Genomic DNA, 25,912 nt, shown 5'->3' with positions numbered 1-25,912 from the left:
TGAGGCTCAGCCGCCAACTCTAGCCTCAGATGCAGCCGTTAAAGGCGCTACCGCCATTCGACCGTTCTGGCCGATATGCTCAAAGCGATATCAGGTCGCAACAACACCCGGCTTTCGCCGATCCGTTTCACGTCCGATATGAAATGACTTGAAGCGCCTTTACGGCTTCCCTGTCCATGCGCCAGATGGGCGCTCGCGTCAGTGACGCGTTACCTGAGATCTAAGCTTCTCAATCTGGTCCTTCAGCATAAGCTTCTTGCGCTTGAGAGACGCAACGTGAAGATCATCCATTGCCGGTGACGCCAAAGCATCGGAAATTTCCTGCTCCAGAGCGCCATGCTTCTTTTCAAGCGTGGCAAGATGGGACTCGATAGCCATCATCAGTTCTCCTTGGTTGATTTCCACACGATAATGGGACAGCCAGACCAACCATTTGTGGCAGGTGCTGTTGCTCCATTTGCTTCACTGCATGAACGCCCGGCACACCTCCTGTTTATCCGGGCCAGACACGCAGTCCCGGCTGCCAAGGATGCGGTTTTGATTTGTCGCCTTCGACAGCCGCCGTCCATGACAGAACCATGACAGTTTGGCACGAGTTTGGTGCAAAGTCGATTTTGTCGTGGTAGCATTTTCCAATCGCGAAAAATGTGATAAGGGCTTCGCCCGAAACGGGCTTGTGCGGTGCCTCGATCGAGGTTCGGCGCAGCCCGTAAAACTATTCAACAGAATGGGGTTCGCATGTCCGATCAGGAACAGGCCGAGATCAGGTTGGCCGTCGCACGTCTGAAACAGGAACATGCGGATTTCGATGCAGCCATCAATGCGATGATCGCTGTCGGCTGCGACCAGTTGCGCGTCCAGCGCATGAAGAAGAAAAAACTCGCGATCAAGGACAAGCTTCAGGAAATGGAAGATCAGGTCATTCCTGACATCATCGCCTGATTGCGCCTCATATCGAAAGCAAAGCCGGGGTCCGCCCGGCTTTATCATTTTTAACCACGCACTATCTCATCCGCGAACGCATGAAACGGAGCAGGACAGATCAATGAGCGTTACAGCCGACGTCGCCATTATCATGGGCAGCCAGTCTGATTGGGAAACCATGCGCCATGCCGCAGACACGCTGGAGGCGCTGGGTATCGGCTTTGACGCCCGTATCGTTTCTGCGCACCGCACCCCGGATCGGCTGGTCGCTTTCGCCAAGGGCGCGAAGGCCGAAGGCTTCAAGGTGGTGATTGCCGGTGCAGGCGGTGCCGCGCATCTCCCCGGCATGACCGCCGCCATGACGCCGCTGCCCGTCTTCGGCGTGCCGGTCCAGTCGAAGACGATGTCGGGTCAGGATTCGCTCCTGTCCATCGTGCAGATGCCGGCTGGGATCCCCGTCGGCACGCTGGCCATCGGACGCGCCGGCGCCGTCAATGCCGCCCTGCTCGCCGCTGCAGTTCTCGCGCTCCACGACGACGCCCTTGCAGCGCGTCTCGACGAGTGGCGCAGGGCCCAGACCGAGAGCGTGGCTGAACGTCCTACCAATGAGGTCTGATATGGAAAAATCCGCACTTCAATCCAGGGCAACGATCGGCATTATCGGCGGCGGACAATTGGGCCGCATGCTTGCCATGGCCGCAGCGCGCCTCGGCTTCCAGACGGTCATTCTCGAGCCGCAGGCAGATTGCCCGGCGGCACAGGTTGCAAACCGCCAGATCGTCGCCGCCTATGACGATCCGAAAGCGCTGGCAGACCTCGCCGCTGCTTCCGATGTCATAACCTATGAATTCGAAAACGTGCCGGTCAGCGCCGCAGACAAGCTGGCCGAGACCGCAATCGTCCTGCCGCCGCCAGCAGCGCTGGAAATTTCGCAGGATCGCTTCAACGAAAAGCAGTTCCTCAATGAAAGCGGCATTGAAACCGCGCCCTGGCGTCTGGTCGATGACGAGGAAACGCTGATTGCAGCGCTCGGTGCGCTTGGCGAACGCGGCATCCTCAAGACGCGCCGCCTCGGCTATGACGGCAAGGGACAGGTGCGCCTGACGTCACTGGACGAAAGGGCAGCCCATGACGCACTGACCGCCATCAACAAAGCCCCGGCCATCCTCGAAGGCTTTGTCGATTTCGAGCGTGAAGTTTCGGTCATCGCCGCGCGTGACCGCAGCGGCAACGTCGCTATCTACGATATCGCCGAAAACGTGCACAAGGACGGCATTCTCTCGACCTCGACCGTTCCGGCTCGCGTCACGCCACAGACAGCCGATGCGGCGCGGCAGGCCGCAGAGAAGCTTTTGCACGCGCTGGATTATGTCGGCGTTTTGGGGCTGGAATTCTTCGTCCTCAAGGATGGTTCGCTGCTCGCCAATGAATTTGCGCCGCGTGTGCACAATTCCGGCCACTGGACGGAAGCCGCCTGCGCGATCTCGCAGTTTGAACAGCATATCCGCGCCGTGGCCGGACTACCGCTTGGCAATACGGGCAGGCATTCCGATTGCGTGATGGAAAACCTGATCGGCAACGATGTCGACAAGGTGCCAGCGATTCTCTCAGAACCCAATGCCGTGCTGCATCTCTACGGCAAAAAGGAAGCTCGCGAAGGCCGGAAAATGGGGCATGTGACCCATATCAAGCCCCGCGCCAGCTAGGCTTTGTCGGGAATCTTGACGATTCCTGAAGACTCCGCTCGCTGCGACAAGATTTTCGGCCCCTCGCCCGTGAATCTGCCGCGCAGGAGTTGACATTTACCCGAAACCTTGTGTATTTCGGCCAACCCTTCAGGCACATATCCCGTGTCTGTAATCAATTGGCGCCTTGGGCGCTGTTTTTATGAAGCCCGGCGGCGTTATTCATGTCGATGGGCCAACCAGACCGGTGATTGACATGAAGATCAAGAACTCGCTTAAAGCGCTTAAGGGCCGTCATCGCGACTGCCAGCTGGTCCGCCGCAAGGGCCGCGTTTACATCATCAATAAGACCGCGCCGCGCTACAAGGCTCGTCAGGGCTAATCTTATTTTTGATTTTGCATTTGACGTTCCGCATTGCATAGGGAAATCTGTGCATATGCGGAACGTTTTTGCATGTCTGAAGATTTTTGCGACGGTTGCTGCATTCAGCGCGGCGACCTTGACCATTCACGGCGCGCGCGCCGAGATAACGCCCGATAAGGCGCCCCGGAACGCCCCGTTGATCGCTCCGCTCACGCCCGTACAGATTGGCGCAGACAGCGAGCAGAAGCCTTCCGCAGAGCAACAGGCTCCTGCCAAAGCCGCCGAGCCCCAGACGCCGGAAGAGCGCCTCGACAAGCTGTTTGCGGAATTGCGCAAAACGACGGACGAGGCCAAGGCGCGGCGCATCGCATCGCAGATCAATACGCTCTGGTCGCAATCCGGCAGCGCCACCATCGACCTTCTGGTGCAATGGGCGAATGCCGCCATGCTGGAGCACCGCTATGCGGCGGCGCTCGATTTCCTGAATGAAGCCATCGCGCTCAATCCGGATTATGCGGAAGCATGGAACCGCCGCGCGACCGTCTATTTCCTGCAAAAAGACTATGCCCATGCCATGGTCGACATTAATCACACGCTGGAGCTGGAACCACGCCATTACGGCGCCCTGACGGGCATGGCAGCAATTCTGCGCGCCCGAGGCCTCAAGGAGCAGGCGATGAAGGCTTATGAGCAGGCGCTGATCGTTTATCCGATGATGCGCGACGCCCAGAAGAATTTCAGCGAACTGGCCGATGAGCTGGCCGATACGCGCACTTAACACTCCAGTTGCAAATTCGTGATGCCGGTCTGCAACGAGCAATTTCCTGCGCTCCGGTGCTCACGTACGTTCAAGTACGCTTCGCTCCGGTGCTCGAAAATCACTCGTTTCGCCGCGGCCTGACGAATTTGCAGCTGCAGTGCTGATCTCCAAACAAAACTATCCCGCAAAGCAAAACGCGCCCCGAGAGGAGCGCGTTTTTCTAACTTATGCGGATGAGCACCCAAAACTGGATGAGATTCGGGATGATGGTGTGCCGAAAATGGTGGGGCTTTGAGACCCGGAGCGGAATGTACTTAAGGGTACATGAGCACCGGAAGCTCAAAGACGTGCCATTTGCAGGCCACCAGAGCCCGAATATCGCCAGTTTAGACGCCGGACTTTCCGTCGGCGCCTATATAGGCGATGCGCAGCATGTTGGTCGCACCTGGCGTACCGAAAGGCACACCGGCGGTGATGATGATGCGCGAGCCGACCTTGCCGAACTCTTCTTCGAAGACGATCTGGCAGGCGTGATCGACCATATCTTCCAGATCGTGGGCATCGGCAGTCACGACGCAATGCAGGCCCCAGACGAGCGAGAGCTTGCGGGCAGTATCGACAACCGGCGACAGCGCAATGATCGGCGTGCGCGGACGCTCGCGGGCGGCACGCAGGCCGGTGGTGCCGGAAGCGGTGTAGGTGACGATGGCCGAGAGCTTCAGCGTTTCGGCAATCTGGCGGGCCGCAAGCGAAATCGCATCGGCGCCGGTTGGCTCAGGTGCTGCGCGCTGCGCATCAATGATGGTCGAATAGGTCTGTTCCTGCTCAACCTGTTCGGCAATGCGGTTCATGGTGGCGACGGCTTCGACCGGATACTGGCCCGATGCCGATTCAGCCGACAGCATGATGGCGTCCGCACCTTCGAACACAGCCGTTGCAACGTCCGACACTTCGGCGCGGGTCGGCACCGGCGCGGTGATCATCGATTCGAGCATCTGGGTCGCCACGACGACCGGCTTGCCAGCGCGGCGCGCGCGGCGGGTGATCTGCTTTTGAATGCCAGGAACGCTTTCAAGCGGCATTTCCACGCCGAGATCGCCGCGGGCAACCATCAGGGCATCGGAAAGCTCGATGATCTCATCGAGACGCGTGACGGCCTGCGGCTTTTCGATCTTCGACATGATGCCGACCTTGCCGCGCGATACCTTGCGCACTTCGGCTAGATCTTCCGGGCGCTGGATAAACGACAGCGCAACCCAGTCGATTTCTTCCTTCAGCACGGCATCGAGGTCCTTGCGGTCCTTTTCGGTCAGCGCGCCGACACCGAGCGTGGTGTCCGGCAGGCTGACGCCCTTGCGGTCGGAAATACGGGTGCCGGAAACGACCTTGCAGCGGATGGACTTGCCGTCGGTCGCTTCCGCGACCAGATGCAGCTTGCCGTCATCGATGAGCAGGCGGTGACCCGGCTCGACCGCTTCCAGAATTTCCGGATGCGGGAGGAAGACACGGGTTTCGTCGCCGGGCGCTTCGTTATTGTCGAGCGTGAAGGTCTGGCCGGGAACGAGATCGACCTTTCCGTCCTTGAACTTGCCGACACGCAGCTTCGGTCCCTGAAGGTCGGCGAGAATGCCGATCGGGCGGCCAAGGGCCTTTTCCACATTGCGGATGCGCTTCACGAGGGTGCGCATCAGGTCATGGTCGGCATGGCTCATATTGATGCGGAAAACATCGGCACCGGCTTCAAAGAGCTTGCGGATGACGGCTTCCTCGCCAGACGCCGGACCCAGCGTTGCGAGAATCTTGACCTTGCGGTTGCGCTTCATTGACTATTCGTTCCTGTAACAGTGGGGGTTTCCGGCGGTGTTTCGTCTGCAAGCTGAACCATCCAGCTCGATTGTTCCCCGGTATCATATTCCTGGAAGCCGTTGCGCTGGAAGCCACGCGCATAGCAATCCTGCACGCCCGAGATGCGGAATTCCTTTTCCGCGACGCACATATTCACATTGCCCTGCCAGCGGCCATCGCCCTGGGCATCCTCGGCATAGAGATAATAATAGCGCGACGTCAGCGGGCCTTCGATCAGCGTTTTGCAGGTCGAGCCTTCGATATGCCACCAGCCTTCCGTTACCCAGCCGGTCTTGGCGCGGTATCCGATGGAGACACCAACAAGATTCTGCGTCGAATTACATACGCGGAAATCGGCCCGCGCCTCCACAGATGTCATGCCGAGTGCGCCAAGCAATACAGCGGAAAATACAGCTAGAAAGTGTGGAAGTCGCATCCGCCGAACCCCTTCAGCCCGCAATCGCTTTTGTTTCACGTCTGGAAATCCCATTTCGGTCGCTCTCTTTTCGGCAGTTTCGCCGGTGATGTCAACGCAGTCCCACCGATAAGAAAGCACATGACGAAAGAATGATCGTTGCAATCCCGGCTTTCTCATGACAGACCTGAAACAGCTTCCCGCGCCCGATGAAAATCAATCCCGAATTGTTCCTGGGAATTCACTCCGTGTCGTTCGCCAAATCGTCAGCTACTTCATTCTCGCCCGTTTACAGGATCGAAGGCGATTTTCGCCTCGGCCTGCTTCTGACCGCCGACCATGCACGGCGCGACGTGCCTGCCGAATACGGTAGTTTGGGTCTGGAAGAAAGCGAATTCGACCGTCATATCGCTTATGACATCGGTGTCGAAGCCCTGACGCGGGCGCTCGCGGCCCGCCTTCAGGCGCCGGCGGTGCAGGGCGGCTTTTCCCGTCTGCTGATCGATCCCAATCGCGGCGAGGATGACCCGACGCTCATCATGCAGTTATCGGACGGCGCGGTCGTTACCGGCAATTATCCGATGTCGGCAGGCGAGCGAGAAGATCGACTGACCCGTTTCTACCGTCCCTATCATGAGGCTGTGACGGAAATGAGTACTCGCGTGGAACGCGAAAGCAGGCACGCGCCTTTCATCGTCTCGATCCATTCATTCACACCGCGCTGGAAGGACAAGGCCCGCCCCTGGCAGATCGGCCTGCTGTGGGACAAGGACGACCGCGCCGTCGTGCCGCTTCTGACGCTGCTGCGCGCCGAGCCGGGTCTGGTGGTCGGTGACAATGAGCCCTATGACGGCGCATTGCGCAACGACGCCATGTATCGTCATGCCACTGCCAAGGGCTTTGCCCATGTGCTGATCGAAGTGCGGCAGGACCTGATCGCCGACGAGGCCGGAGCAGTGGAATGGGCGGAACGGCTTGCGCCGATGCTGCGGCAGATCAACACGCTCGACGGCATGCACGAGGTCCGGCACTTCGGCTCGCGTACCGACACTGTGGCGTGAACCGACGCTTTTCCACAGTGTTCCACACCCTTCCACAGGGTTTGACCCCATAAATCGTGCCGGGCGTCTAAAAGCCTCTTAATTTTGCCCGCGACTCGCGGGAAAACCGGTTCAGAATTTCAGACATGCGACACCGTGCCTTGGCGCCGTTCGCACCCATCAAGAGAAGAATTGGAGAAGCCGCGTGAGCGACGACATTACCAGCGAAGCCCAAACCATTGCTGTCGGCCAGTTGCGTGCCTTCATCGAGCGCATCGAACGCCTCGAGGAAGAAAAAAAGACCATAGCCGACGATATCAAGGAAGTTTACGCGGAATTGAAGGGTTCAGGGTTTGACAGCAAGGTCGTGAGGACCATTATTCGTCTGCGTAAAAAAGAAGACCATGAACGTCAGGAAGAAGAAGCGATGCTCCAGCTCTATATGGACGCGCTTGGCATGGGCTGACCCAAAGCTCTAACCGGAGCTTTTACCCCTTCTTCCTGAAATCGGAACCCGGCGGATCAAACCTGATTCGCATTCAGAGGAAGGGGATTGGGTCCATGGAATATAAGAAGCTCGGACGTACCGAACTGAAAGTTTCGCCGCTTTGTTTCGGCGGCAATGTATTTGGATGGACGGTCGATGAAGCGACTTCGTTTTCGCTGCTCGACCGTTTTGTCGATGCTGGCCTGAATTTCATCGATACGGCGGATGTCTATTCCGCCTGGGCCAACGGCAATGTCGGCGGCGAATCCGAAACCATCATCGGCAACTGGCTGAAATCCCGCGGCCTGCGCGACAGGGTGGTTATCGCGACCAAGGTGGGCTCGGAAATGGGGCCCGACGAAAAAGGCCTTTCCCCCGCCTATATCCGCAAAGCCGTCGACGCCTCCCTCAAGCGGCTGCAAACCGACTATATCGATCTTTACCAGTCGCATTGGGATGATCCCGAAACACCGTTCGAAGATACGCTCGGCACTTATAAAGAGCTGATTGAGGCCGGAAAAGTGCGCGCTATTGGCGCTTCCAATCTGACGCCGGAGCGGCTGACGGAAGCGCTGGACGTCGCGAAGAAACACAACCTCCCGCGCTATGAAACCTTGCAGCCGCTTTATAATCTCTATGACCGGGCCGGTTTCGAGGATGGGCTGGAAGCGAACTGCCGCGACAACGAAATTGGCGTCATTCCCTATTACGCACTGGCCGCCGGTTTTCTGACGGGCAAATACCGCTCTGCCGACGATCTGGGCCAGAGTGCGCGCGGCAAGTCGGTTGAGAAATATCTGACGGATCGCGGTTCGCGGATCATCGCCGCACTGGACGAAGTGGCCCGCAGTGTCGACGCCACGCAGGCCCAGGTGGCCATTGCCTGGCTGATCGCCCACCCGTCAATCACCGCCCCGATTGCCAGCGCCACGCGCCTGACCCAGTTGGGAGAACTGATCGGCGCGGCGGAACTGAAGCTCAGCAAAAATGACATTGCCTTGCTCAATAAGGCAAGCGCCTAAAAAGCCTATCCAGCGGGCGCATATGTCGGCCAGGATGAGGCGAAAATGGTGATTTCCGAGGCCCGGAGCGCAGCGTACTCAATGTACGTGAGCACCGGAAGTGTAGGAAATTGCCATTGCAGACCATCCTCGTCGACATATCGGTGGGTTCGATTAGCCTTCGATTTCTTCGCGCAGCATTTCGAGTTCCAGCCACTCTTCTTCCATGGCGGCGTTTTCTGCGCGCTTCTTCTCCAGAAGATCGGCGGTCTTGGCGAAAAGCGTCGGGTCCTTGGCATAAAGCTGCGGATCGGCGAGCTTGCCTTCAAGGACGTGGATTTCCTTGCCCAGAGCGTCCATCTTGCCCGGCAGTGTTTCGAGCGCGAATTTCTGCTTGTAGGAAAGCTTGCGCTTTTCCTCACGCTTCGGCTGCGACCCCTCGTCACCGCTGTAGTCGCTCTTGTCACCGGCGCGGGCAGTCGCCGTCTTGACGTTGCGACGCTCCAGCGCCTGTTCCTTGCGCTGCGCCATCATGTCGGCATAGCCGCCCGCATATTCCAGCCAGCGCCCGTCGCCTTCCGGCGCGATCACCGATGTCACCGTGCGGTCGAGGAAATCGCGGTCGTGGCTGACGAGAATGACGGTGCCCGGAAAACCTGCAACCAGCTCCTGCAACAGATCCAGCGTTTCCATGTCGAGATCGTTGGTCGGCTCGTCGAGAATCAGCAGATTGGCAGGGCGTGCCAGCACACGGGCCAGCATCAGACGCGCCCTTTCGCCGCCGGAAAGCTCGCGAATTGGCGTACGGGCCTGTTCCGGCTGGAACAGAAAATCCTTCATATAGGAAACGACATGGCGCTGCTCGCCGTTGATGACGAGGTTTTCGCCGCGCCCATCGGTCAGATAATGCGCCAGCGTATCGTCCAGATTGAGACTGTCACGCTTCTGGTCAAGCTCGGCCATTTCCAGATTGACGCCAAGCCGAAGCGTTCCGGAATCCGGTTCCAACTTGCCCGTCAGGAGCGAGAGCAGCGTGGTTTTTCCAGCACCATTCGGGCCGACCAGACCAATCCGGTCGCCACGCTGCACGCGGGTCGAAAAATCCTTGACCAGCACGCGGTCGCCATAAGCTTTGTTCAGCAACTTGGCTTCGATCACCAGCTTGCCGGATTCCTTTGAATCGCTGGCGGTCAGAACCGCCGTGCCTTGCGCCTTGCGATGATTGCGAAAATCGGCGCGCATGGAATGTAGCTCACCGAGGCGGCGCATGTTGCGCTTGCGGCGTGCCGTCACGCCATAGCGCAACCAATGCTCCTCGCGGGCAATCTGGCGGCCCAGCTTGTGATGATCGCGCTCTTCTTCTTCCAGAACCTTGTCGCGCCATTCCTCGAAATGGCCAAATCCCTGTTCCAGACGGCGCGTGATGCCGCGGTCGAGCCAGACGGTCGCGCGGCTGACATTTTCAAGAAAGCGACGGTCATGCGAGATCAGCACGATGGCTGAGCGAATCTGGCGCAGTTCGCCTTCCAGCCATTCGATGGTCGTCAGATCGAGATGGTTCGTCGGCTCGTCCAGCAACAGCACATCGGGCTGCGGCGCGATCACGCGCGCCAGCGCGGCGCGGCGCGCTTCGCCGCCCGAAAGATGATCCGGGTTTTCATCGCCGGTGAGGCCAAGATGCTCCAAAAGATAGGTCACGCGATGCGGATCGTCGGTAGGCCCCAACCCTGCTTCAACATAGGCGCGCACGCTGGCAAAGCCGTCCATATCCGGCACCTGCGGCAGATAGCGAACGGTCGCGGCCGGATGCTTGAACACTTCGCCCGAGGTCGGCTCGACCATGCCTGCGGCGATCTTCAAAAGCGTGGATTTGCCAGAACCATTGCGCCCGACCAGCGCAATACGGTCGCCTTCGCTCACCGAAAGGCTCGCATCCTCCAGAAGCGGCGTACCGCCGAAGGTGAGCTTGATCTGGTCTAGACGAAGGAGCGGTGGTGCCATGGTGTCTTCTGAGGCTTTCTGGGCGGTTCTTGGTAAGAGCTTTGAAATTCCGCCCTGCTTGTCCGCGACAAAAGCCATTCTGTCAAATGGATCGATAGGAATGACGCATGAAAAACAAACAGGCCGGGTTTCCCCGGCCTGCCGCGATGTGATTTCAAGCCTTAAGCTGGCTGAAGTTTACTGGCAACGCGCTTCGTAGATGCGGCCATAATTGTCGCGATAGCGGCAATACTGCACGCCATTACGCGTCTGGGCAGCGCCAACCAGCGTACCGGCAACAGCGCCGATAGCAGCACCCGTAAGAGCACCACGGCCATTACCGCCGATTGCACCGCCGGCGAGAGCGCCGATTGCTGCACCGCCAACACCGTAACCAGCCGTGCGCTGTTCGTTGGTCGTGCATGCTGCTGTCGACAATGCGAGCAACCCGGCAACCGCAATCATGGAAAGACGTGATTTCATCAAACAATCTCCTGTCAAAGTTGACACTTCAGGTGCCGATTTTGCGTCCCCAATTTCGGCGCGAACTAATTAACCCGCTTACCGCATTTGAAATACGTTTCGCTGTCGAGCGTCAAGCCTTTTCAATCGGTAAGGTTAGCGACACGCCGTCAGCATGCTCTGAATTAAGATTTGCAACAAGTATCGCTAGGCCAGAACGCACAATAATACGAAGTGTTCCACGCACTATATTGGAAACTGTCCACGAAGAACCAAAAGGCAAGGTCACGTTGTCTAACGGCCACTCAGCATTTGTGATTGAAAGCCCCTCCAAAGCGGAGAAACTAATGACGCTGAACAGTGTGCCATCTGGAAAATCATAGGCAAATTCGCCGGATGTCACCGGCCAGGCTTCTTCCGCACCGCTGGAAAGAAAGACGCTGCGGCCCTTTTCCGCCTGCGCCGTCGCCATTGTGAGATGCAGCAGCGTGTGATCCGTGCGCTGACCGCCGAAAGCACCGCATAAAATGGCGCGTGTCGCGCCACGGGCAAAAGCTTCCTCGAAAGCCAGTTCGCCGTCCGTCATGTCCTTAGCGCGGGGAAATGTCTTTCGCGGCACATGGGCATATTGCTGGCGCAGGATTTCAGGCGTCGAATCGAAATCGCCAAGCCACAGCTCAGGCTCGACGCCCAGCGCGGCTGCATGGCGAATACCGCCATCGGCGGCAAGAATGCGCGCGCCGGCTATCTGCTGCCGCAGCCGTTCGGTTACGACGAGATCGCCGCCGAGGAGGATGACGAATGTGCTCATAAGCTGCTCATATCATGGGCAAATCCCAGCTGGAAGTCTGCTCTGTCCCAGTTTGTATCGCTTTTGCCTCTCTTGCCCTTCATGGCCTGACATATTAATGTCGCAACGCTCTAACGGGGTGCCATCGGCGCAAGCAGATGGCTGAGAGGCTTTTTAAAAAGCCAACCCGCTGAACCTGATCCGGTTTGCACCGGCGGAGGGATTAGATGCTGCTCTGCGGCGCGATCCCGGAAGTTGCAGCATTAAGTTCCAACTTTTCGGGCATGATTGTGTTCCAGACCCCAAGCGGCGCTATATCCTTTTAACTTGATGAAAGGACGTGCCGTTATGCGGCTGTTATCTTTGCTGGCCCTCTCTTTCGCGGCAGCGGTAAGCCTTGCGCCGGAAGCGCAGGCGAAAGACAAACTCACCATCTACACCTATGACAGTTTCGTTTCCGAATGGGGCCCCGGCCCCAAGGTGAAGGAAAACTTCGAGAAGGAATGCGACTGCGAGATCAACTGGGTCGCTTCCGCCGATGGCGTGGCGCTGCTCAACCGGCTGAAGCTCGAAGGCGGCAACACCAAGGCCGATATCGTGCTTGGCCTCGACACCAATCTGACCACCGAAGCGCGCGCCAGCGGCTACTTCGCACCAAGCGGCATCGATCTTGGCAATGTCAGCGTGCCGGGCGGCTTCAAGGACGATATTTTCGTGCCCTATGACTATGGCTATTTCGCCATCGTCTATGATTCCGAAAAGCTGCCCAATCCGCCCAAGAGCCTGAAGGAACTGGTCGAAGGCGACCCGTCGCAGAAGATCGTGCTTCAGGACTCGCGCACCTCGACGCCTGGCCTTGGTATGCTCTTGTGGATGAAGGCCGTCTATGGCGATCAGGCGGGCGACGCATGGCAGAAATTGCAGAAGCGCATTCTCACCGTCACGCCGGGCTGGTCGGAAGCCTATGGGCTTTTCACCAAGGGTGAAGCGCCGATGGTGCTCTCCTATACGAGTTCGCCCGCCTATCATGTGATTGCGGAGAAGACGGATCGCTATAAGGCGCTGGCCTATCCGGAAGGCAATTATCTCCAGATCGAACTTGCCGCCCAGACGACCACCGGCGCCAGGAACCCGCTGGCGCAGAAATTCCTGTCCTTCATGACCGGCCCCGGCTTTCAGGATGTTATACCGGAAACCAACTGGATGTTCCCGGCAGGCAAGACATCGACGCCGCTTCCAACCGCATTCGACGCTTTGCCGAAGCCGGAAAAGACCTTGCTCATTCCATCCGACGAGGTTGCGAAGAACCGCAAGGCCTGGGTCGATGAATGGCTGGCAGCCACCAGCAAATGATCCACGCTGCGGCAGGCAAAGGCACTCACTCCACCCCCGCGATGAAACCAGTCGCGGGGGCTTTGGCGCTGGTCTTCCTTGCCGTGCTGGCCGGTGGTGCGCTCGTCGCACTGGCCTTTGAAGCCAGCGGCGGCTTCAATGCTGCCGCAAATTTCGATGCCTATCTCTGGCGAACCGCCCGTTTCACCATAGCGCAAGCCATCGCATCGAGCCTGCTTTCGGTCGCCTTTGCTATTCCCGTTGCCCGCGCCTTGCATTCGGAAGCGCATTTCCCCGGACGTGGCCTGATCCTGCGGCTGTTCGCTTTGCCGCTCGCGCTGCCTGCCCTTGTGGCCGTGCTGGGCGTCACCAGCATTTATGGTCGAAACGGCCTCATCGCCCATATATCGGGCGCTTTAGGGCATCCGTTCCAGCCGGATATCTATGGCATTACCGGCATTTTGATCGCGCATGTGTTCTTCAACATGCCGTTGGCGGTGCGGCTCATCCTCGCCGCCTATGAATCGATACCCGCCGATTACTGGAAACTCGCAGCCCAGCTTGGCATGGGTAACCGCGCCCGTTTCCGGCTGATCGAATGGCCGGTTATCCGCCGCAGCCTGCCCGGCGTGGCGGGGCTGACCTTCATGCTTTGCGTGACGAGCTTCACCACCGTGCTGACGCTCGGCGGCGGTCCCCGCGCGACAACGCTGGAAGTGGCGATCTATCAAAGCCTGCATTTCGATTTCGACCCGGCGCGCGCCGTGGCGCTCACCGTCACCCAGCTCGGGCTGACCCTGCTGATCCTGCTGGCCCTGCGCCTGACCGGGCGCCCCTCAGAAGAAGGCTTTACCCACACAGCAACACCGCGCCACTACGGCAGCCCTTCCCGGGGCGAACGCCTGTTCAACATCGTCGCCATTCTCATCGGCTTTCTTTATGTCGCCTTGCCGATTGCGGGCGTGGTCGTGTCTGGCCTCGCCGCCGACCTTGCCCGCCTGCTCAGAGAAACGACAGTCTGGCGCGCTATTGGCACCAGCCTTGCGCTCGGCTTTTCTGCCGCCACTTTGTCGGTCATCCTTTCGCTGGCGCTGGTTTCGGCGCGGGAAGCGGTCCAGAGCAACAAAATAGCCAGCCTGTTCGATACGGGCGCGAGCCTCATTCTCGTCATGCCGCCCATCGTGATCGGTGCGGGATGGTTCATTCTGCTGCGCCACTTCACCGATCCTTTCACAATAGCACCTGTCATGGTGGTGACGGTCAATGCAGCCATGGCCATGCCGTTTGCGGTCCGGCTGCTGCGCCCGGCCTGGGACACGGCAGCGGCACGTCACAACCGGCTTTGCGCCCAGCTTGGCATCCATGGCCTCAACCGGCTGCGGCTCATCGACTGGGCGTCGATCCGAAGACCTTTCGGCATGGCCTTCGCCTTTGCCATGGCGCTTTCCATTGGCGATCTTGGCACAATCGCGCTGTTCGGCAGCGATGCGCTTCTGACCCTGCCCTATCTTCTCTTGCAGCGCATGGGCAGTTACCGCACATTCGATGCTGCCGGTCTGGCACTCATACTGGGGCTTCTCTGCCTTGGTTTGATGATGCTTGCCGACCGCGCCGCCACATCCCGGAAAGAGAATTCCGCTTCATGACTGCATCCGCCGACATCCGCCTCACCGACGTGCGCTTCAGCTATGGCGAAACCGCGATGCGCTTCGACCTGACGATTGCGGGCGGCGCCATCGCCGCCATTGTCGGCCCGAGCGGCTCGGGCAAATCCACGCTTTTGAACCTGATTGCCGGATTCGAGACGCCCTCATCCGGCACCATTGCCATCGGCGGTATTGATGTGACACACCTGCCGCCGCCGGAACGGCCAGTTTCGATGGTGTTTCAGGAAAACAATCTGTTTGCCCATCTGACAGTGGCGCAAAATGTGGGCCTCGGTCGCGCGCCAAACCTCAAACTGATGGATAGCGACCGCGCCGCCATCGCCGAGGCGCTCACCCGCGTCGGCCTCAAGGACAAGGAACAGCGCAAGCCGGAGGCCCTGTCCGGCGGCGAACGTCAGCGTGTGGCGATTGCCCGTGCGCTTGTTCGCCAACGCCCCGTGCTCCTGCTGGACGAAGCCTTCGCCTCGCTTGGTCCGGCCTTGCGGCATCAGATGCTCGATCTCGTCAACGAACTGCGCCGCGAAACCGGCATGACCGTGTTGATGGTCACCCATACGCCGGAAGATGCGCTCTATCTCGATGCGCAATTGCTGTTCATCGAAAATGGAGCGGTTGCGGCACAAGGCCGCGCGCGCGACCTTCTGTCGGAGACTGGACCTGAAGCGCTCCGGCGCTATATCGGCGAGAAGCGGGGGTAATCTCAAATAGAGTTACGGTTGCGGACATATTTTGTTCGCAATCCGCCCGGAAGAACCGTATGCAACTCTACTGGGCCGCTTGTACGTCTGCTGGTCTGTGACTAGATTTGCGGACGACCTGATGATCTATGAATCGCGAGGATAAAATACTGTTCCGTCACAAGACCCGTATCCGGGCCTCCCTGTGTCTTCCAGTCTCCCTGCCAGAACGGACGCAGCGCAATTGGCGGAAAGCAGCCGTGGGTTTTGGCTTGTTTGCCGTCGCCCTGATTTCCGGGTGCCAGTCGATCAATTCCAGCAAAGATCTCGGCTTGCAGCCATCGGACAATCCGGTGACGGTCGATAATGTGACGCGCAACGACAAGCTGGCGCAGATCGGCGCGCAACAGCATCCGCGCATCCTCGCCACCTATGGCGGCGAATACAAGGACCAGCGGCTGGAGCGCATGGTCGCGAAGATCGTCGGCAAGCTCACGACGGTCTCCGACAAGCCGGACCAGACCTATCGCATCACCATTCTCGATTCACCCAACATCAACGCTTTCGCGCTGCCCGGCGGCTATCTCTATGTGACGCGCGGCCTGCTTGCGCTCGCCAATGATTCCTCGGAAGTCGCTGCCGTGATCGCCCATGAAATGGGCCACGTCGTCGCCAATCACGGCATTCTGCGGCAGGAGAAGGAAGCGGAGACCGAAATTGCCGGTCGTGTGGCCAGCGAAGTGCTGCATAATGAATCCGCCAGCCGTGAAGCGCTTATTCGCGGCAAGCTGCGTCTTGCCCAATTCTCGCGCAATCAAGAACTGCAAGCCGATGCCATCGGCATCAAGATGATCGGCGAGGCAGGTTACGATCCATTCGCCTCGGCGCGTTTCCTGCAATCGATGGAGGCCTATACCGGGTTCCGTTCTGTGTCAGGTGCGACCGATGCCAGCCTCGACTTCCTCGCGAGCCATCCGGCAACGCCGCAACGCATCGAACTGGCGCTTGGTCATGCCCGCCGCATCGGCGCGCCGGGTGTGGGCACAACCGACCGCGATTCGTTCCTCGATGGCATTGACGGACTGCTCTACGGCGACTCGCCCAATGAGGGCTATATCCGCGAACAGACCTTCATTCATCCCAAGCTCGGCGTCACGTTCCGCGCGCCTGACGGTTTCAGCATCGACAATTCCGCTACCGCCGTCATGGCGAGCGGCCCTGGCGAAGTGGCGATCCGCTTCGACGGCGCTTCCCTGCCTTCCGGCTCCAGCCTCACCGATTATATCAAGTCGGGCTGGGTCACGGGTCTAGACGAAAGCTCCATTCAGGCAACCACCATCAACGGATTGCCCGCCGCAACCGCGCGCGCTGCAGCGGACCGCTGGCAGTTCGACATCGTGGTGATTGGCGCCAACGACAAAGTCTATCGTTTCCTGACGGCAGCGCCAAAAGGCAGCAACGCCCTGCTTCCGGCATCGCAGGCCGTGACGCGATCCTTCAGGCTTCTCACGCCTGCCGAGCAGAACGCCATCAAGCCGCTGCGCATCCGCGTCGTGACGGCGAAGCCGGGCGACACCATGGCAAGCCTTTCTGCCCGTGTTCAGGGCACCACGCGCAAGCTGGAACTGTTCCGCCTGCTTAACGCCATGCCAGCGGGCGCCACCGTCTCGGTCGGCGACCGTGTGAAGATCATCAGTGAATAATATGGAAACTCGTATCGATGCATTGCTTGCAGGCCAGATCGCTCCGCTCGGTCCGCGGAATGCGCCGAGCGCCATCGACAAGCGCCCCGTCACTGGTAAGGTCCGCGTCACATCGGTCGGGCTTGATTGTGACGAGCAAGGCGACCGCAAGGTGCATGGCGGGCCCGAAAAGGCCCTACATCATTATCCTCGCGATCATTATGAGCTGTGGCGCAAGGACATCGGCAACAATCATCGGCTTGGCGCAGCGGGCGCTTTCGGCGAAAACATTTCCACCACCGGGCTTGATGAGCACAATGTCGCTGTCGGCGACCGTTTCCGATTTGGAACCGCGCTGATCGAAGTGTCGCAAGGCCGCCAGCCGTGCTGGAAGCTCAATGCGCGTTTCGAAACGCCGGATATGGCAATCCGCGTCCAGAAGACCGGACGCACCGGTTGGTATTATCGCGTGCTGGAAGAAGGGGAAGCAGAGGCAGGCGACAGCATGGCGCTCGTTGACCGTCTTTCACCGGAATGGTCGCTGCATCGCGTCTGGCACCTGCTTTATGTCGATATGCTGAATTACGACGAACTGGCGCTCATGGCCGAAGTCCCGCATCTGGCCGATGGCTGGAAGCGCTATGCCGTCCGCCGGCTGGAAAACCGCAAGGTGGAAGATTGGTCAAACCGTCTGGAAGGCGACAAGTCCTGAGCTTCGCTCCCTGGACAATATAACAGAACGCGGCACGTTATAACGTCATCGGACGCGACCAAAGAAGAAAGGGCGGTCCGACCGCCCTTTTCTTACGTTGCCTGATTTATCCGCTTCTCAAGCCTGATAAGCCGCCAGTTCGTGCTGGCTCAGCAGCGCGATCTTGAGCTTTTCCAGTGCCCGGCTTTCGATCTGGCGCACGCGTTCTTTGGAAATACCGAGCTTTTCACCCAGCGCCTCCAATGTCACGCCATCATCGTCCAGGCGCCGCTCGCGGATGATGTGCAGCTCGCGCTCATTAAGCGAGTGCAGCGCCACATGCAGCCACTGGTTCCGGCGCTCCATATCAATGGAGCTTTCGGCGACTTCATCCTGAAGCGGATGATCATCGACCAGAAAGTCCATGCGCCGCGAAGCCCCGGTCTCATCATTGTTGACCGGAGCGGACAGGGAACTGTCAGGCCCGGACAGGCGACTGTCCATGAACTCCACATCGGTCGCCGAAACGCCAAGCTGATCTGAAATCTCGCGATAGATTTCGGCCTTGCTCATGGTGTCGTCAGCCTGAGCAAGCTTGGAGCGCAGACGGCGAAGGTTGAAGAACAAGGCTTTCTGGGCCGAGCTCGTGCCACCGCGAACGATGGACCAGTTGCGCAGAATATAATCCTGCATGGACGCGCGGATCCACCAGGAGGCATAGGTCGAGAAACGGACCTCACGGTCCGGGTCGAAACGCGCCGCTGCCTCCAGAAGGCCGACATAGCCTTCCTGAATGAGATCGTTCATCGGCAGCTTGAACTTGCGAAAGCGCCCGGCCATGGAAATCACAAGGCGCATATGCGCCGAGGTGATGCGATGCAGGGCATCCTGATCCTTCAATTCCTTCCAGCGAATGGCGAGGGCCCGCTCCTCTTCGCGCTCCAGATAAGGAGCCGACATTGCGCTGCGGATCATGGATTGGGAGGACGAGGCTGGAGTTGGGAGATTGCGCGCAGCCGGAAGCATGCGATGTGCGGGAACTGCGGAAGAACTGCTTATTGATGACGGCTTCATCTGGTTCTCCTGTTCTGAACTGACATCCTTCTGGACGCCAGGCTGAAGGATATGCCAGTTACGCGAAGAACAATTGAACACTAACAAAAGTCGTTCAGAACGCCCTCTCGGAACAGTCTTGAGGCACACGTTCAGACGCCGCAAAACAGACCCATTACGAACTGGTATCTTTTCACAACGCACGAAAAGCGATCTGGTTCCCTTCGAAAAGTATAAATCTCTGACAACGCTGACAAAAGCCGGGTGCAGCAAACAATTACTTTAGCAAACAATTCAATTTTGAAGCAAATATCCCCCATCGACAGCACAAATAAAAAACCCGGCTTTCGCCGGGCTTTTTAAAATATCGAGAAAAGTGAAACTTATGCAGCTTCAACTTCATCGTCTTCAAGGTCGGCTTCAGCATCGGCCTTGCCGCGCTTCGGACCCTTGGCGAGATTGGCTTCGATCAGACGAACAGCTTCGGTATCCGAAAGCTTGTTGACGGCTGCGATTTCGCGAGCCATGCGGTCGAGTGCAGCTTCATAAAGCTGGCGTTCCGAATAGGACTGTTCCGGCTGGTTTTCCGCACGGAAAAGATCGCGCACGACTTCCGAAATCGAGATTAGATCGCCGGAATTGATCTTCGCATCATACTCCTGCGCGCGGCGCGACCACATGGTACGCTTCACACGGGCACGACCTTGCACCACCTTCAGAGCACGCTCCACATAATCCGTTTCCGACAGCTTGCGCATACCGATGGTTGCGGCCTTGGCGACCGGGACCTTCAGACGCATCTTGTCTTTTTCGAAATCGATCACGAAAAGTTCAAGCTTGTGACCAGCCACTTCCTGCTCTTCGATCGCTACGATCTGACCAACGCCGTGAGCCGGATACACAATCGACTCACCGGTCTTGAAACCACCACGGATTGCGGATTTTTTCTGCTGGGATGACATACGCTTCAATACTCCCTGTTGTGCCCGGCGCGACCCGCCGGTTGACACATGATATCCGACCGCACTCCTGAAAAGCGCGGAAGCTGTTATCGGCCCCAGAGCATGTCGATCTCATACAAGCAGATCGGCACTCTGAGCCGCTGTTTAGGCGCATTTATGCGGCGCCAGATGCTTCCATCTGGGTGCAACATGCGATGAACCGGAAACGCCTCTAACGGCAGATTTTTCCAGCGGGCAAGAAAAGGAGCAGTTGCGGAATAGTGTTGCGGCGCATAAAACCATCCTGAGAAGCCAACAACTTTTCAGGACTTTGCGTTTGATCGCAATCATCCACTCCGGTGCCAATTTTAGCCCGGTAAAAAACATCAGCCTTTCTGAGAAAAACGCATTTGCGCCACGAATTGACGTCCAGTCACCGAAATTATTGGTGCAAGCTAACACAATTTCGCGAAAGAATCAACAAATTGCCAGATATGTCCCGTCTGGCAACCCAATACACCTGTTTTGCCGGTGCTTTCCCGTGATTTTATTCGTCTCTGGCCGCCTTCACGTAGAAAAAGAAAGTGCAAGGCAATGCTAATCTACATGCGATGACAAGACGATAGGCGGCTTGATAGACGCGCGCGACATTAGTCGCCGCTGCCGGGCTCCGGCGAGAAATACTGCTCGAGTTTGCCCGCAACGCCGTCCATTTCCTTGGCTTCCGGCAAGGCTTCTTTCTTGACGGTGATGTTGGGCCACTTCGCCGCATATTCCGTATTGAGCTCCAGCCACTTGTCGAGACCAGGCTCGGTGTCGGGGCTGATGGCCTCGGCAGGGCATTCAGGCTCACATACGCCGCAGTCGATGCACTCGTCAGGATTGATGACGAGCATGTTCTCGCCTTCATAGAAGCAATCGACCGGACAGACCTCGACGCAGTCCGTATATTTGCAGCGAATGCAATTATCGGTCACGACATAGGTCATCGTCGAACTCCTGTTACCGCCCCTCTTCCCGAGAGGAGGCTTGTCTATCCTGTTTATTTGCGCCGATATTTCGACAGATCCACGGAAATGGCTGTGCCAAGGAATATCTCGCTACGACGTCACGATCCACGAGCAATGCCGGATCGCCCGACCCGATTGATCGCCCTGTCCTTCGTGACACAGCGTGAGGTAACGATTTTATTGCGCTCTGACAAGGGTGCAATCGCCGCATTGTCAGCATCGCGCAAACTGCGGAAACCGCATTTCGCCTCAACCGGAAAGTGTAGAAAACACTTTCGTCAAAATGCTTTAGGGCGCAATTTCCATCGCAGCCGCTTCTCTGACTGCGGCAACACGTCCGGATCAGATCCCGCGCAAGCGATCCGTATCACGACGTTCTTTCTTGGTGGGGCGTCCCGCGCCGCTCTCGCGCTGCGGGAGGGCAGCAGCCCCCGGCTCACTCGACGTGGCTGGCGCTGGCGACAGATCTTCATAGAGAAGCTGGGCTTCCGGTGCGGGGCCGCGCCGTTCGCCGGGCAGAAGCACCTTGTAAACGAGGATACGGCGATCAAGCGTGATGGTCAGCACATCGCCGACTTTTACCTGATACGCAGCCTGCTCGATCTTGTCGCGGTTGACCCGGACCTTGCCGCCGACGGCGAGTTTCGCCGCCAGCGATCTTGATTTGACCACGCGCGCGAAAAACAGCCACTTGTCGATCCGCTGTCTTCCGCTTTGTTCGCCGGTCATCTTACTTCTTCATCTGCTCCTTGAGAGCCAGCAGCTTGGCAAATGGCGAATCAGGATCGATCCGTGCGGGGCGTTCCTGTTCGAAACGCTTGTTGCCTTGCGGGGCAGCGTGATCGCGCTTCGGCTGGCGATCACGACCGCCCCCATCACGCGGCTTCCCCTTGAAGCCTTCGCGTTTGCCCTGACCGTCGCCATCATGGTTGTGACGCTTGTTCTTGTCGAAACGCTTGCCGCCACGCGCATTCTGCTCGTCGCCGCCTTCGGACTTGCGTGCCTCGCCCTGCTGGCCGCGCTGGCCACCATGACGCTGACGGTTGTTCTGGTCCTGATTGCGGTTGCGACCCTCGAAACGGCCCTGACGCCACAAAAGAACCGGCTTCGGCTCTTCGGCAACCGCTTCACCTGCAGGTGCAGCGGCTTCAGCAACTGGTGCTTCCGCCACAGGTGCAGGCTCTTCGGCCTTCACTTCAACAGCGACAACCGGTGCAGGCACTGGTTCCGCCGCAGGAACGGCAGGCTTTTCAGCTTCCGCTGCAACAGCGGAAACGGCAACGCCTGCATCCTTGGCGGCAGCTTCGGCAGCGAAGGCATCGAGTTCTGCAAGCTTGGCAGCAACATCGGAAGCTTCCATCGCCTCATGGCGATAGCCCAGGCTTTTCAGAATTTCTTCCATGTCTTCGGTGGTCGCACCGAGGATCGACATCATGGCAGGCGTGACGATGAACCGTCCGCCGTCATAAGCGCCATCCGGACGCGTACCCGAACCCGGACGCCAGGCCAGAGCCGGGCGGATGAGATCGGCAAGACGTTCCAGAATGTCGATGCGAACCGCACGGCGGCCAAGCACGCGATAGCCCGCCAGACGATAGAACATCGGATCGAAAGTCGGATCGACCACAACCGACGTGCGACCGGCAGCCAGAACATTGACCACGTCGCCATAACCGGCGCGCTCGCGACCATCGTTCTTCAAGGCCCAGAGCAGCGTGATGAGACCGGCAGGAGCCGGCTTCAGCAGCATGGGCATGAAGACGTGATAGGCGCCAAAGCGCACGCCGAGGCGACGGAGCGCCGCACGCGAATCCTGATCGAGACCACGCACTTCCTCCACCACCTCACGGCGTTGGAGGATGCCGAGATTCTCGACGATCTGGAAAGCGAGCCCACGCGTCATGCCGGTCAGCGCATCGGCACCGGCCAGATCGGTTAGAGGCTTCAGAACGGTTTCGATGTGATGCGCGACGAAACGGTCGATGCGCGCAGCAACCTTGTCCCGTGCGGGACCGGTCAGCTGTTCGTCGGCAAGGATCACCGTGCGCGGCTTCAAAATGTCGTCGCCTGCAACCAAAGTTGCGACGGTCGCGCCGACCCAGCGCAAGACACCGTCCGAACCAAGCGCGAAGTCTCCGTTGGGAGCTGCCGCAAAGCGCTCCGCACGGCGATCGAACTCGGCGGCCAGCGCCTTTTGCGCAGCCGTCTTCACCGCCTTGGCGTCCGGCCCCTCGGCCTGGACGTCGGCGGTGAAACGGAATCCTTCCAGTTGCCCAACATTGTGGCCTTCGACACTCACGTCTCCGGCCGGGCTGATTTCTGCTTCAAGCATGGCATTCTCTCTCAGGCGCCTCATAAGCACGCTTGTCCTGCGGTCTACAAAGCGTTTCGTCAACCTTTCATGCAGCGCATCGGACAATCTGTCCTCTATTTCGCGCGTCTTTTCCTGCCAGTGTGTCGGATCGGCAAGCCATCCGGGCCTGTGCGACACAAAAGTCCAGGTTCGAATTTGCGCCACGCGGTGCGACAGAGTGTCGATTTCCCCCTCTGTACTGTCGGCGCGGCGCACCTGTTCGCTCATATAATCTTCATCGACGCTCCCTCGGCGCACTAGATCCTGATAGATAGACGCAATGATATCGGCATGTTGGGCCGGTGCGATCTTACGATAATCCGGGAGTGCACAGGCATCCCACAAAAGTTCAATCCGCGCCGGTGTTGTCGCGAGGCGCATAATCTCTTCGTCTTTCGACAGATTTTCAAGCGCCTGCTGGTCGACAGCCGGCAAAGCCTTGGCCAAGCCTTCCACCGGGGCTGGTGTTTCCAGTGAGCGGCGCAGTGCGTCAATCGACGAAAAGTCGAAACGCTCGGTGCGCCATTGCAGCACTTTTACCGGATCGAAATTATGCGCTTCAACGCGCTCGACCAGTTCTTCGTCGAAGGGCTGTACCTGTCCCGTCACGCCGAATGTGCCGTCACGCAGATGGCGACCCGCGCGACCCGCGATCTGCCCCACTTCGGCTGGCGTGAGATCACGGAACTGATAGCCGTCAAACTTGCGGTTCTGCGCGAAGGCCACATGATCGACATCGAGATTGAGCCCCATGCCGATAGCATCGGTCGCCACCAGAAAATCCACATCGCCCGACTGATAAAGCTCGACCTGCGCATTGCGTGTGCGCGGCGACAAGGCCCCCATGACCACCGCAGCTCCGCCGCGCTGGCGACGGATCAACTCGGCAATGGCGTAAACCTCATCGGCGGAAAAAGCGACAATCGCCGAACGGTTCGGCAGGCGCGTAATTTTCTTGGAACCAGCATAGGCCAGATGGGACAGGCGCGGGCGCGTCACCACATTGATGCCGCGCAGAAGCTTTTCCAGAATGGCGCGCATGGTGGCGGCGCCAAGCAGAAGCGTTTCCTGCCGCCCGCGCAGATGCAAAATGCGGTCTGTGAAAATATGTCCGCGTTCCAGATCGCCCGCGAGCTGCACTTCGTCAATGGCGACGAAGGCCACATCCGTGCGGCGTGGCATGGCTTCCACGGTGCAGACGGAATAGCGCGCGGTGGGCGGGACGATCTTTTCCTCGCCGGTGACCAGCGCGACATTGGCGACGCCCACCCGTTCCACGACACGATTATAGACCTCCCGCGCCAGAAGGCGCAAAGGCAGGCCGATCATGCCGCTGCCATGCGACAGCATGCGCTCGATGGCGAGATGGGTTTTGCCTGTATTGGTGGGCCCCAGCACCGCAGTCACGTCGCGACCGCTCAAGCTCAGCGGCAAATCATGGGCAGGGCGTTGGTTCATGCCAATAATTGATTCCCGGTACAAGCACCCCAACATGCAACTGGGGTGCCGATTGTCGTGTGTTGCGATAGCACTATACGACCTTGGCCGAAAGCGCTCCTGTTAAGTTTGAGCCGCCCGACTTTTTACATAGGCAGCCAGACGGTTTTACCAAACACCCGATTTAAACAAAGGGTCCAATTTAACGAATAGAACGACTCTGGAACGAATCGGCTACGAATCGCTGACTCTGATTCCTTCGCCTTTTGTTCACGGCAACATATGGTAACCGGATTGTCGATAGCCACCATATGCTGAATCTCCCATACGCAACGTCCTGACATAAACAGAACAAAACGCCATCGCCGTTAACTTTTGCCCGAAGCGCGTCAAGAGCATCCGATGACAGTTTGAGCAGCTTAAAGAAAACTTAACAATTCCTAATAGTTGGTTATCGAAAATCAAGCCGCCAAAGGCAGTTTCGTTAACCTTCAGGCCAAAGCCGGAACGAATCGGCGACGAATCGGTGATCGGTCAATTTTCTCTCTTTGTTCTCACCACATCTGGTAGGCATTCGTCGAACCGCACCATATTGGAACATTAGCTGACACAGCGATACAGCTGAAACCGAACAGAGAAGCCGCCTGGCGTTAACCTTTGAGCGTCTCCGGCCACTCCAGTCGACATCAAACCGGTCATTGCGGACATAAAAAGGCAGGCTGCGGAAACCCCACAGCCTGCCCCTGAAGATAAAGCCTGATTGGAAGCGGATCAGTCGCGCTCCACGCACATGGCGACGCCCATGCCGCCGCCGATGCAAAGCGTCGCAAGGCCTCGCTTGGCATCACGACGCTTCATTTCATAAAGCAGCGTGGTCAGCACGCGCGCGCCCGACGCGCCGATCGGATGGCCGATGGCAATGGCGCCGCCATTGACGTTGACGATTTCCGGGTTCAGGCCAAGATCGCGCACCACGGCGCAGGATTGCGCCGCGAAAGCTTCATTAGCTTCCACCAGTTCCAGATCGTCAATCGTCCAGCCAGCCTTTTCCAGCGCCTTGCGCGTGGCCGGAATCGGCCCCGTGCCCATGATCGATGGATCGACGCCAGCCGTTGCCCAGGAAACGATGCGCGCCAGCGGCTTGACGCCGCGCTTATCAGCTTCTTCAGCCTCCATCAGCACGACAGCCGCAGCGCCGTCATTGAGGCCGGATGCATTGCCCGCCGTCACCGTGCCTTCCTTGTCGAAGGCAGGTTTCAGCTTGGTCAGCGCTTCGATAGTCGCGCCTGGACGAATATATTCGTCGGACGAAACGA

The 25,912-nt window shown here is 58.6% G+C and carries 25 protein-coding genes and 1 riboswitch; of the genes, 13 read left to right on the top strand and 12 right to left on the bottom strand.

All coding sequences use genetic code 11. From position 1 onward, the window contains the following. Positions 1 to 198: 198 nt before the first annotated feature. Positions 199 to 381 (bottom strand): YdcH family protein, encoded by a 183-nt coding sequence (locus JAU75_RS18220; RefSeq protein WP_171058804.1) that lies wholly within the window; start codon positions 379 to 381, stop codon positions 199 to 201. 357 nt (positions 382 to 738) lie between these two features. Here JAU75_RS18220 and JAU75_RS18215 point away from each other — a divergent pair, with 357 nt between their 5' ends. The 5 genes from JAU75_RS18215 (at position 739) to JAU75_RS18195 (ending at position 3,751) form a co-directional block, all read left to right on the top strand. Then, the gene (locus JAU75_RS18215; protein WP_078339590.1) at positions 739 to 942 is read left to right on the top strand and encodes a YdcH family protein; all 204 of its coding nucleotides are present in this window, start codon (positions 739 to 741) and stop codon (positions 940 to 942) included. A 103-nt stretch (positions 943 to 1,045) separates the two neighbouring features. Beyond that, positions 1,046 to 1,540 (top strand): 5-(carboxyamino)imidazole ribonucleotide mutase, encoded by a 495-nt coding sequence (gene purE / locus JAU75_RS18210; protein WP_199057884.1) that lies wholly within the window; start codon positions 1,046 to 1,048, stop codon positions 1,538 to 1,540. 1 nt (position 1,541) lies between these two features. Beyond that, entirely contained in the window at positions 1,542 to 2,630 is a 1,089-nt protein-coding gene (locus JAU75_RS18205; RefSeq protein WP_199057883.1) for a 5-(carboxyamino)imidazole ribonucleotide synthase, read from the top strand. A gap of 235 nt (positions 2,631 to 2,865) precedes the next feature. Continuing rightward, positions 2,866 to 2,991 (top strand): type B 50S ribosomal protein L36, encoded by a 126-nt coding sequence (ykgO, locus tag JAU75_RS18200; protein ID WP_010661422.1) that lies wholly within the window; start codon positions 2,866 to 2,868, stop codon positions 2,989 to 2,991. A 49-nt stretch (positions 2,992 to 3,040) separates the two neighbouring features. Further along, positions 3,041 to 3,751 (top strand): 2-hydroxy-6-oxo-2,4-heptadienoate hydrolase, encoded by a 711-nt coding sequence (locus JAU75_RS18195; RefSeq protein ID WP_371836203.1) that lies wholly within the window; start codon positions 3,041 to 3,043, stop codon positions 3,749 to 3,751. Positions 3,752 to 4,119: 368 nt separating this feature from the next. On the opposite strand, the gene pyk is transcribed toward JAU75_RS18195, so the two are convergent. Next, positions 4,120 to 5,556, bottom strand: coding sequence for a pyruvate kinase (gene pyk, locus JAU75_RS18190; RefSeq protein WP_199057882.1), 1,437 nt, complete (start codon positions 5,554 to 5,556; stop codon positions 4,120 to 4,122). Beyond that, the gene (locus JAU75_RS18185; protein WP_109369779.1) at positions 5,553 to 6,014 is read right to left on the bottom strand and encodes a DUF1036 domain-containing protein; all 462 of its coding nucleotides are present in this window, start codon (positions 6,012 to 6,014) and stop codon (positions 5,553 to 5,555) included. The genes pyk and JAU75_RS18185 overlap by 4 nt, the downstream gene beginning before the upstream one ends. A 188-nt stretch (positions 6,015 to 6,202) precedes the next feature. Between JAU75_RS18185 and JAU75_RS18180 the strand changes: the two genes are divergently transcribed. The 3 genes from JAU75_RS18180 to JAU75_RS18170 all read left to right on the top strand — a co-directional run bounded on the left by JAU75_RS18180 (position 6,203) and on the right by JAU75_RS18170 (position 8,542). Further along, positions 6,203 to 7,054 carry an N-formylglutamate amidohydrolase gene (locus JAU75_RS18180; RefSeq protein ID WP_199057881.1) on the top strand — a complete coding sequence of 284 codons (852 nt, stop codon included), beginning with the start codon at positions 6,203 to 6,205 and terminating at the stop codon, positions 7,052 to 7,054. Between the two features lie 184 nt (positions 7,055 to 7,238). Then, positions 7,239 to 7,499: a DUF2312 domain-containing protein gene (locus JAU75_RS18175; protein ID WP_061348000.1), complete on the top strand. Its 261-nt coding sequence runs from the start codon at positions 7,239 to 7,241 to the stop codon at positions 7,497 to 7,499. A gap of 95 nt (positions 7,500 to 7,594) precedes the next feature. Then, the gene (locus JAU75_RS18170; protein ID WP_199057880.1) at positions 7,595 to 8,542 is read left to right on the top strand and encodes an aldo/keto reductase; all 948 of its coding nucleotides are present in this window, start codon (positions 7,595 to 7,597) and stop codon (positions 8,540 to 8,542) included. Between the two features lie 153 nt (positions 8,543 to 8,695). Here the strand turns inward: JAU75_RS18170 and JAU75_RS18165 are convergent, their stop codons facing one another. From JAU75_RS18165 to JAU75_RS18155, 3 genes are all read right to left on the bottom strand, one after another. Then, positions 8,696 to 10,522 carry an ABC-F family ATP-binding cassette domain-containing protein gene (locus JAU75_RS18165; protein WP_199057879.1) on the bottom strand — a complete coding sequence of 609 codons (1,827 nt, stop codon included), beginning with the start codon at positions 10,520 to 10,522 and terminating at the stop codon, positions 8,696 to 8,698. A 177-nt stretch (positions 10,523 to 10,699) separates the two neighbouring features. Continuing rightward, a complete protein-coding gene (locus JAU75_RS18160; RefSeq protein ID WP_199057878.1) occupies positions 10,700 to 10,984 on the bottom strand; it encodes a glycine zipper domain-containing protein in 285 nt (94 codons plus the stop codon). Between the two features lie 112 nt (positions 10,985 to 11,096). After that, positions 11,097 to 11,774, bottom strand: a complete 678-nt coding sequence (locus tag JAU75_RS18155; RefSeq protein WP_199057877.1) for a thiamine diphosphokinase — start codon at positions 11,772 to 11,774, stop codon at positions 11,097 to 11,099. 104 nt (positions 11,775 to 11,878) lie between these two features. Continuing rightward, positions 11,879 to 11,993: riboswitch (TPP riboswitch) on the top strand. Between the two features lie 108 nt (positions 11,994 to 12,101). Here JAU75_RS18155 and thiB point away from each other — a divergent pair. The 5 genes from thiB to JAU75_RS18130 all read left to right on the top strand — a co-directional run bounded on the left by thiB (position 12,102) and on the right by JAU75_RS18130 (position 17,823). Continuing rightward, positions 12,102 to 13,106 carry a thiamine ABC transporter substrate binding subunit gene (gene thiB / locus JAU75_RS18150; RefSeq protein ID WP_199057876.1) on the top strand — a complete coding sequence of 335 codons (1,005 nt, stop codon included), beginning with the start codon at positions 12,102 to 12,104 and terminating at the stop codon, positions 13,104 to 13,106. Beyond that, the gene (gene thiP / locus JAU75_RS18145) at positions 13,082 to 14,731 is read left to right on the top strand and encodes a thiamine/thiamine pyrophosphate ABC transporter permease ThiP (protein WP_199057875.1); all 1,650 of its coding nucleotides are present in this window, start codon (positions 13,082 to 13,084) and stop codon (positions 14,729 to 14,731) included. The genes thiB and thiP overlap by 25 nt, the downstream gene beginning before the upstream one ends. Further along, entirely contained in the window at positions 14,728 to 15,450 is a 723-nt protein-coding gene (gene thiQ / locus JAU75_RS18140) for a thiamine ABC transporter ATP-binding protein (protein WP_199057874.1), read from the top strand. The genes thiP and thiQ overlap by 4 nt, the downstream gene beginning before the upstream one ends. 200 nt (positions 15,451 to 15,650) lie before the next feature. Further along, positions 15,651 to 17,132, top strand: a complete 1,482-nt coding sequence (gene cdlP, locus JAU75_RS18135) for a cell division protease CdlP (RefSeq protein WP_199057962.1) — start codon at positions 15,651 to 15,653, stop codon at positions 17,130 to 17,132. A gap of 1 nt (position 17,133) precedes the next feature. Further along, complete coding sequence (locus tag JAU75_RS18130; RefSeq protein ID WP_199057873.1) at positions 17,134 to 17,823, top strand: MOSC domain-containing protein; 690 nt, start codon at positions 17,134 to 17,136, stop codon at positions 17,821 to 17,823. A 117-nt stretch (positions 17,824 to 17,940) separates the two neighbouring features. On the opposite strand, the gene JAU75_RS18125 is transcribed toward JAU75_RS18130, so the two are convergent. The 6 genes from JAU75_RS18125 to JAU75_RS18100 all read right to left on the bottom strand — a co-directional run. After that, on the bottom strand, positions 17,941 to 18,876 hold the full coding sequence (locus JAU75_RS18125; protein WP_199057872.1) for an RNA polymerase factor sigma-32: 936 nt from the start codon (positions 18,874 to 18,876) through the stop codon (positions 17,941 to 17,943). Between the two features lie 362 nt (positions 18,877 to 19,238). Continuing rightward, positions 19,239 to 19,817, bottom strand: coding sequence for a CarD family transcriptional regulator (locus tag JAU75_RS18120; RefSeq protein WP_109369790.1), 579 nt, complete (start codon positions 19,815 to 19,817; stop codon positions 19,239 to 19,241). 629 nt (positions 19,818 to 20,446) lie between these two features. Next, complete coding sequence (gene fdxA, locus JAU75_RS18115) at positions 20,447 to 20,785, bottom strand: ferredoxin FdxA (protein ID WP_199057871.1); 339 nt, start codon at positions 20,783 to 20,785, stop codon at positions 20,447 to 20,449. Positions 20,786 to 21,148: 363 nt separating this feature from the next. After that, positions 21,149 to 21,535, bottom strand: a complete 387-nt coding sequence (locus JAU75_RS18110) for an RNA-binding S4 domain-containing protein (protein WP_199057870.1) — start codon at positions 21,533 to 21,535, stop codon at positions 21,149 to 21,151. A 1-nt stretch (position 21,536) separates the two neighbouring features. Next, positions 21,537 to 24,617: a helicase-related protein gene (locus JAU75_RS18105; RefSeq protein ID WP_199057869.1), complete on the bottom strand. Its 3,081-nt coding sequence runs from the start codon at positions 24,615 to 24,617 to the stop codon at positions 21,537 to 21,539. A 750-nt stretch (positions 24,618 to 25,367) separates the two neighbouring features. Continuing rightward, positions 25,368 to 25,912 (bottom strand): acetyl-CoA C-acyltransferase (locus JAU75_RS18100; RefSeq protein ID WP_199057868.1); only part of this gene is annotated, 545 nt, incomplete at its 5' end.

It is taken from the genome of Ochrobactrum sp. Q0168 (genome assembly GCF_016427605.1).
Classification (GTDB): domain Bacteria; phylum Pseudomonadota; class Alphaproteobacteria; order Rhizobiales; family Rhizobiaceae; genus Brucella.
This window is presented reverse-complemented; position numbering and strand designations above follow the sequence as displayed.

What these genes read in the sequence shown, in the direction of transcription:
- JAU75_RS18165 (WP_199057879.1), bottom strand. Translation starts at nt 10,522, where the DNA reads ATGGCACCACCGCTCCTTCGTCTAGACCAGATCAAGCTCACCTTCGGC.
- thiP (WP_199057875.1), top strand. Translation starts at nt 13,082, where the DNA reads ATGGCTGGCAGCCACCAGCAAATGATCCACGCTGCGGCAGGCAAAGGC.
- JAU75_RS18155 (WP_199057877.1), bottom strand. Translation starts at nt 11,774, where the DNA reads ATGAGCACATTCGTCATCCTCCTCGGCGGCGATCTCGTCGTAACCGAA.
- JAU75_RS18105 (WP_199057869.1), bottom strand. Translation starts at nt 24,617, where the DNA reads ATGAACCAACGCCCTGCCCATGATTTGCCGCTGAGCTTGAGCGGTCGC.
- pyk (WP_199057882.1), bottom strand. Translation starts at nt 5,556, where the DNA reads ATGAAGCGCAACCGCAAGGTCAAGATTCTCGCAACGCTGGGTCCGGCG.
- JAU75_RS18205 (WP_199057883.1), top strand. Translation starts at nt 1,542, where the DNA reads ATGGAAAAATCCGCACTTCAATCCAGGGCAACGATCGGCATTATCGGC.
- fdxA (WP_199057871.1), bottom strand. Translation starts at nt 20,785, where the DNA reads ATGACCTATGTCGTGACCGATAATTGCATTCGCTGCAAATATACGGAC.
- JAU75_RS18170 (WP_199057880.1), top strand. Translation starts at nt 7,595, where the DNA reads ATGGAATATAAGAAGCTCGGACGTACCGAACTGAAAGTTTCGCCGCTT.
- JAU75_RS18110 (WP_199057870.1), bottom strand. Translation starts at nt 21,535, where the DNA reads ATGACCGGCGAACAAAGCGGAAGACAGCGGATCGACAAGTGGCTGTTT.
- JAU75_RS18185 (WP_109369779.1), bottom strand. Translation starts at nt 6,014, where the DNA reads ATGCGACTTCCACACTTTCTAGCTGTATTTTCCGCTGTATTGCTTGGC.
- JAU75_RS18180 (WP_199057881.1), top strand. Translation starts at nt 6,203, where the DNA reads ATGAAAATCAATCCCGAATTGTTCCTGGGAATTCACTCCGTGTCGTTC.
- purE (WP_199057884.1), top strand. Translation starts at nt 1,046, where the DNA reads ATGAGCGTTACAGCCGACGTCGCCATTATCATGGGCAGCCAGTCTGAT.
- thiB (WP_199057876.1), top strand. Translation starts at nt 12,102, where the DNA reads ATGCGGCTGTTATCTTTGCTGGCCCTCTCTTTCGCGGCAGCGGTAAGC.
- JAU75_RS18120 (WP_109369790.1), bottom strand. Translation starts at nt 19,817, where the DNA reads ATGTCATCCCAGCAGAAAAAATCCGCAATCCGTGGTGGTTTCAAGACC.
- thiQ (WP_199057874.1), top strand. Translation starts at nt 14,728, where the DNA reads ATGACTGCATCCGCCGACATCCGCCTCACCGACGTGCGCTTCAGCTAT.
- JAU75_RS18130 (WP_199057873.1), top strand. Translation starts at nt 17,134, where the DNA reads ATGGAAACTCGTATCGATGCATTGCTTGCAGGCCAGATCGCTCCGCTC.
- ykgO (WP_010661422.1), top strand. Translation starts at nt 2,866, where the DNA reads ATGAAGATCAAGAACTCGCTTAAAGCGCTTAAGGGCCGTCATCGCGAC.
- JAU75_RS18160 (WP_199057878.1), bottom strand. Translation starts at nt 10,984, where the DNA reads ATGAAATCACGTCTTTCCATGATTGCGGTTGCCGGGTTGCTCGCATTG.
- JAU75_RS18125 (WP_199057872.1), bottom strand. Translation starts at nt 18,876, where the DNA reads ATGAAGCCGTCATCAATAAGCAGTTCTTCCGCAGTTCCCGCACATCGC.
- JAU75_RS18215 (WP_078339590.1), top strand. Translation starts at nt 739, where the DNA reads ATGTCCGATCAGGAACAGGCCGAGATCAGGTTGGCCGTCGCACGTCTG.
- JAU75_RS18220 (WP_171058804.1), bottom strand. Translation starts at nt 381, where the DNA reads ATGATGGCTATCGAGTCCCATCTTGCCACGCTTGAAAAGAAGCATGGC.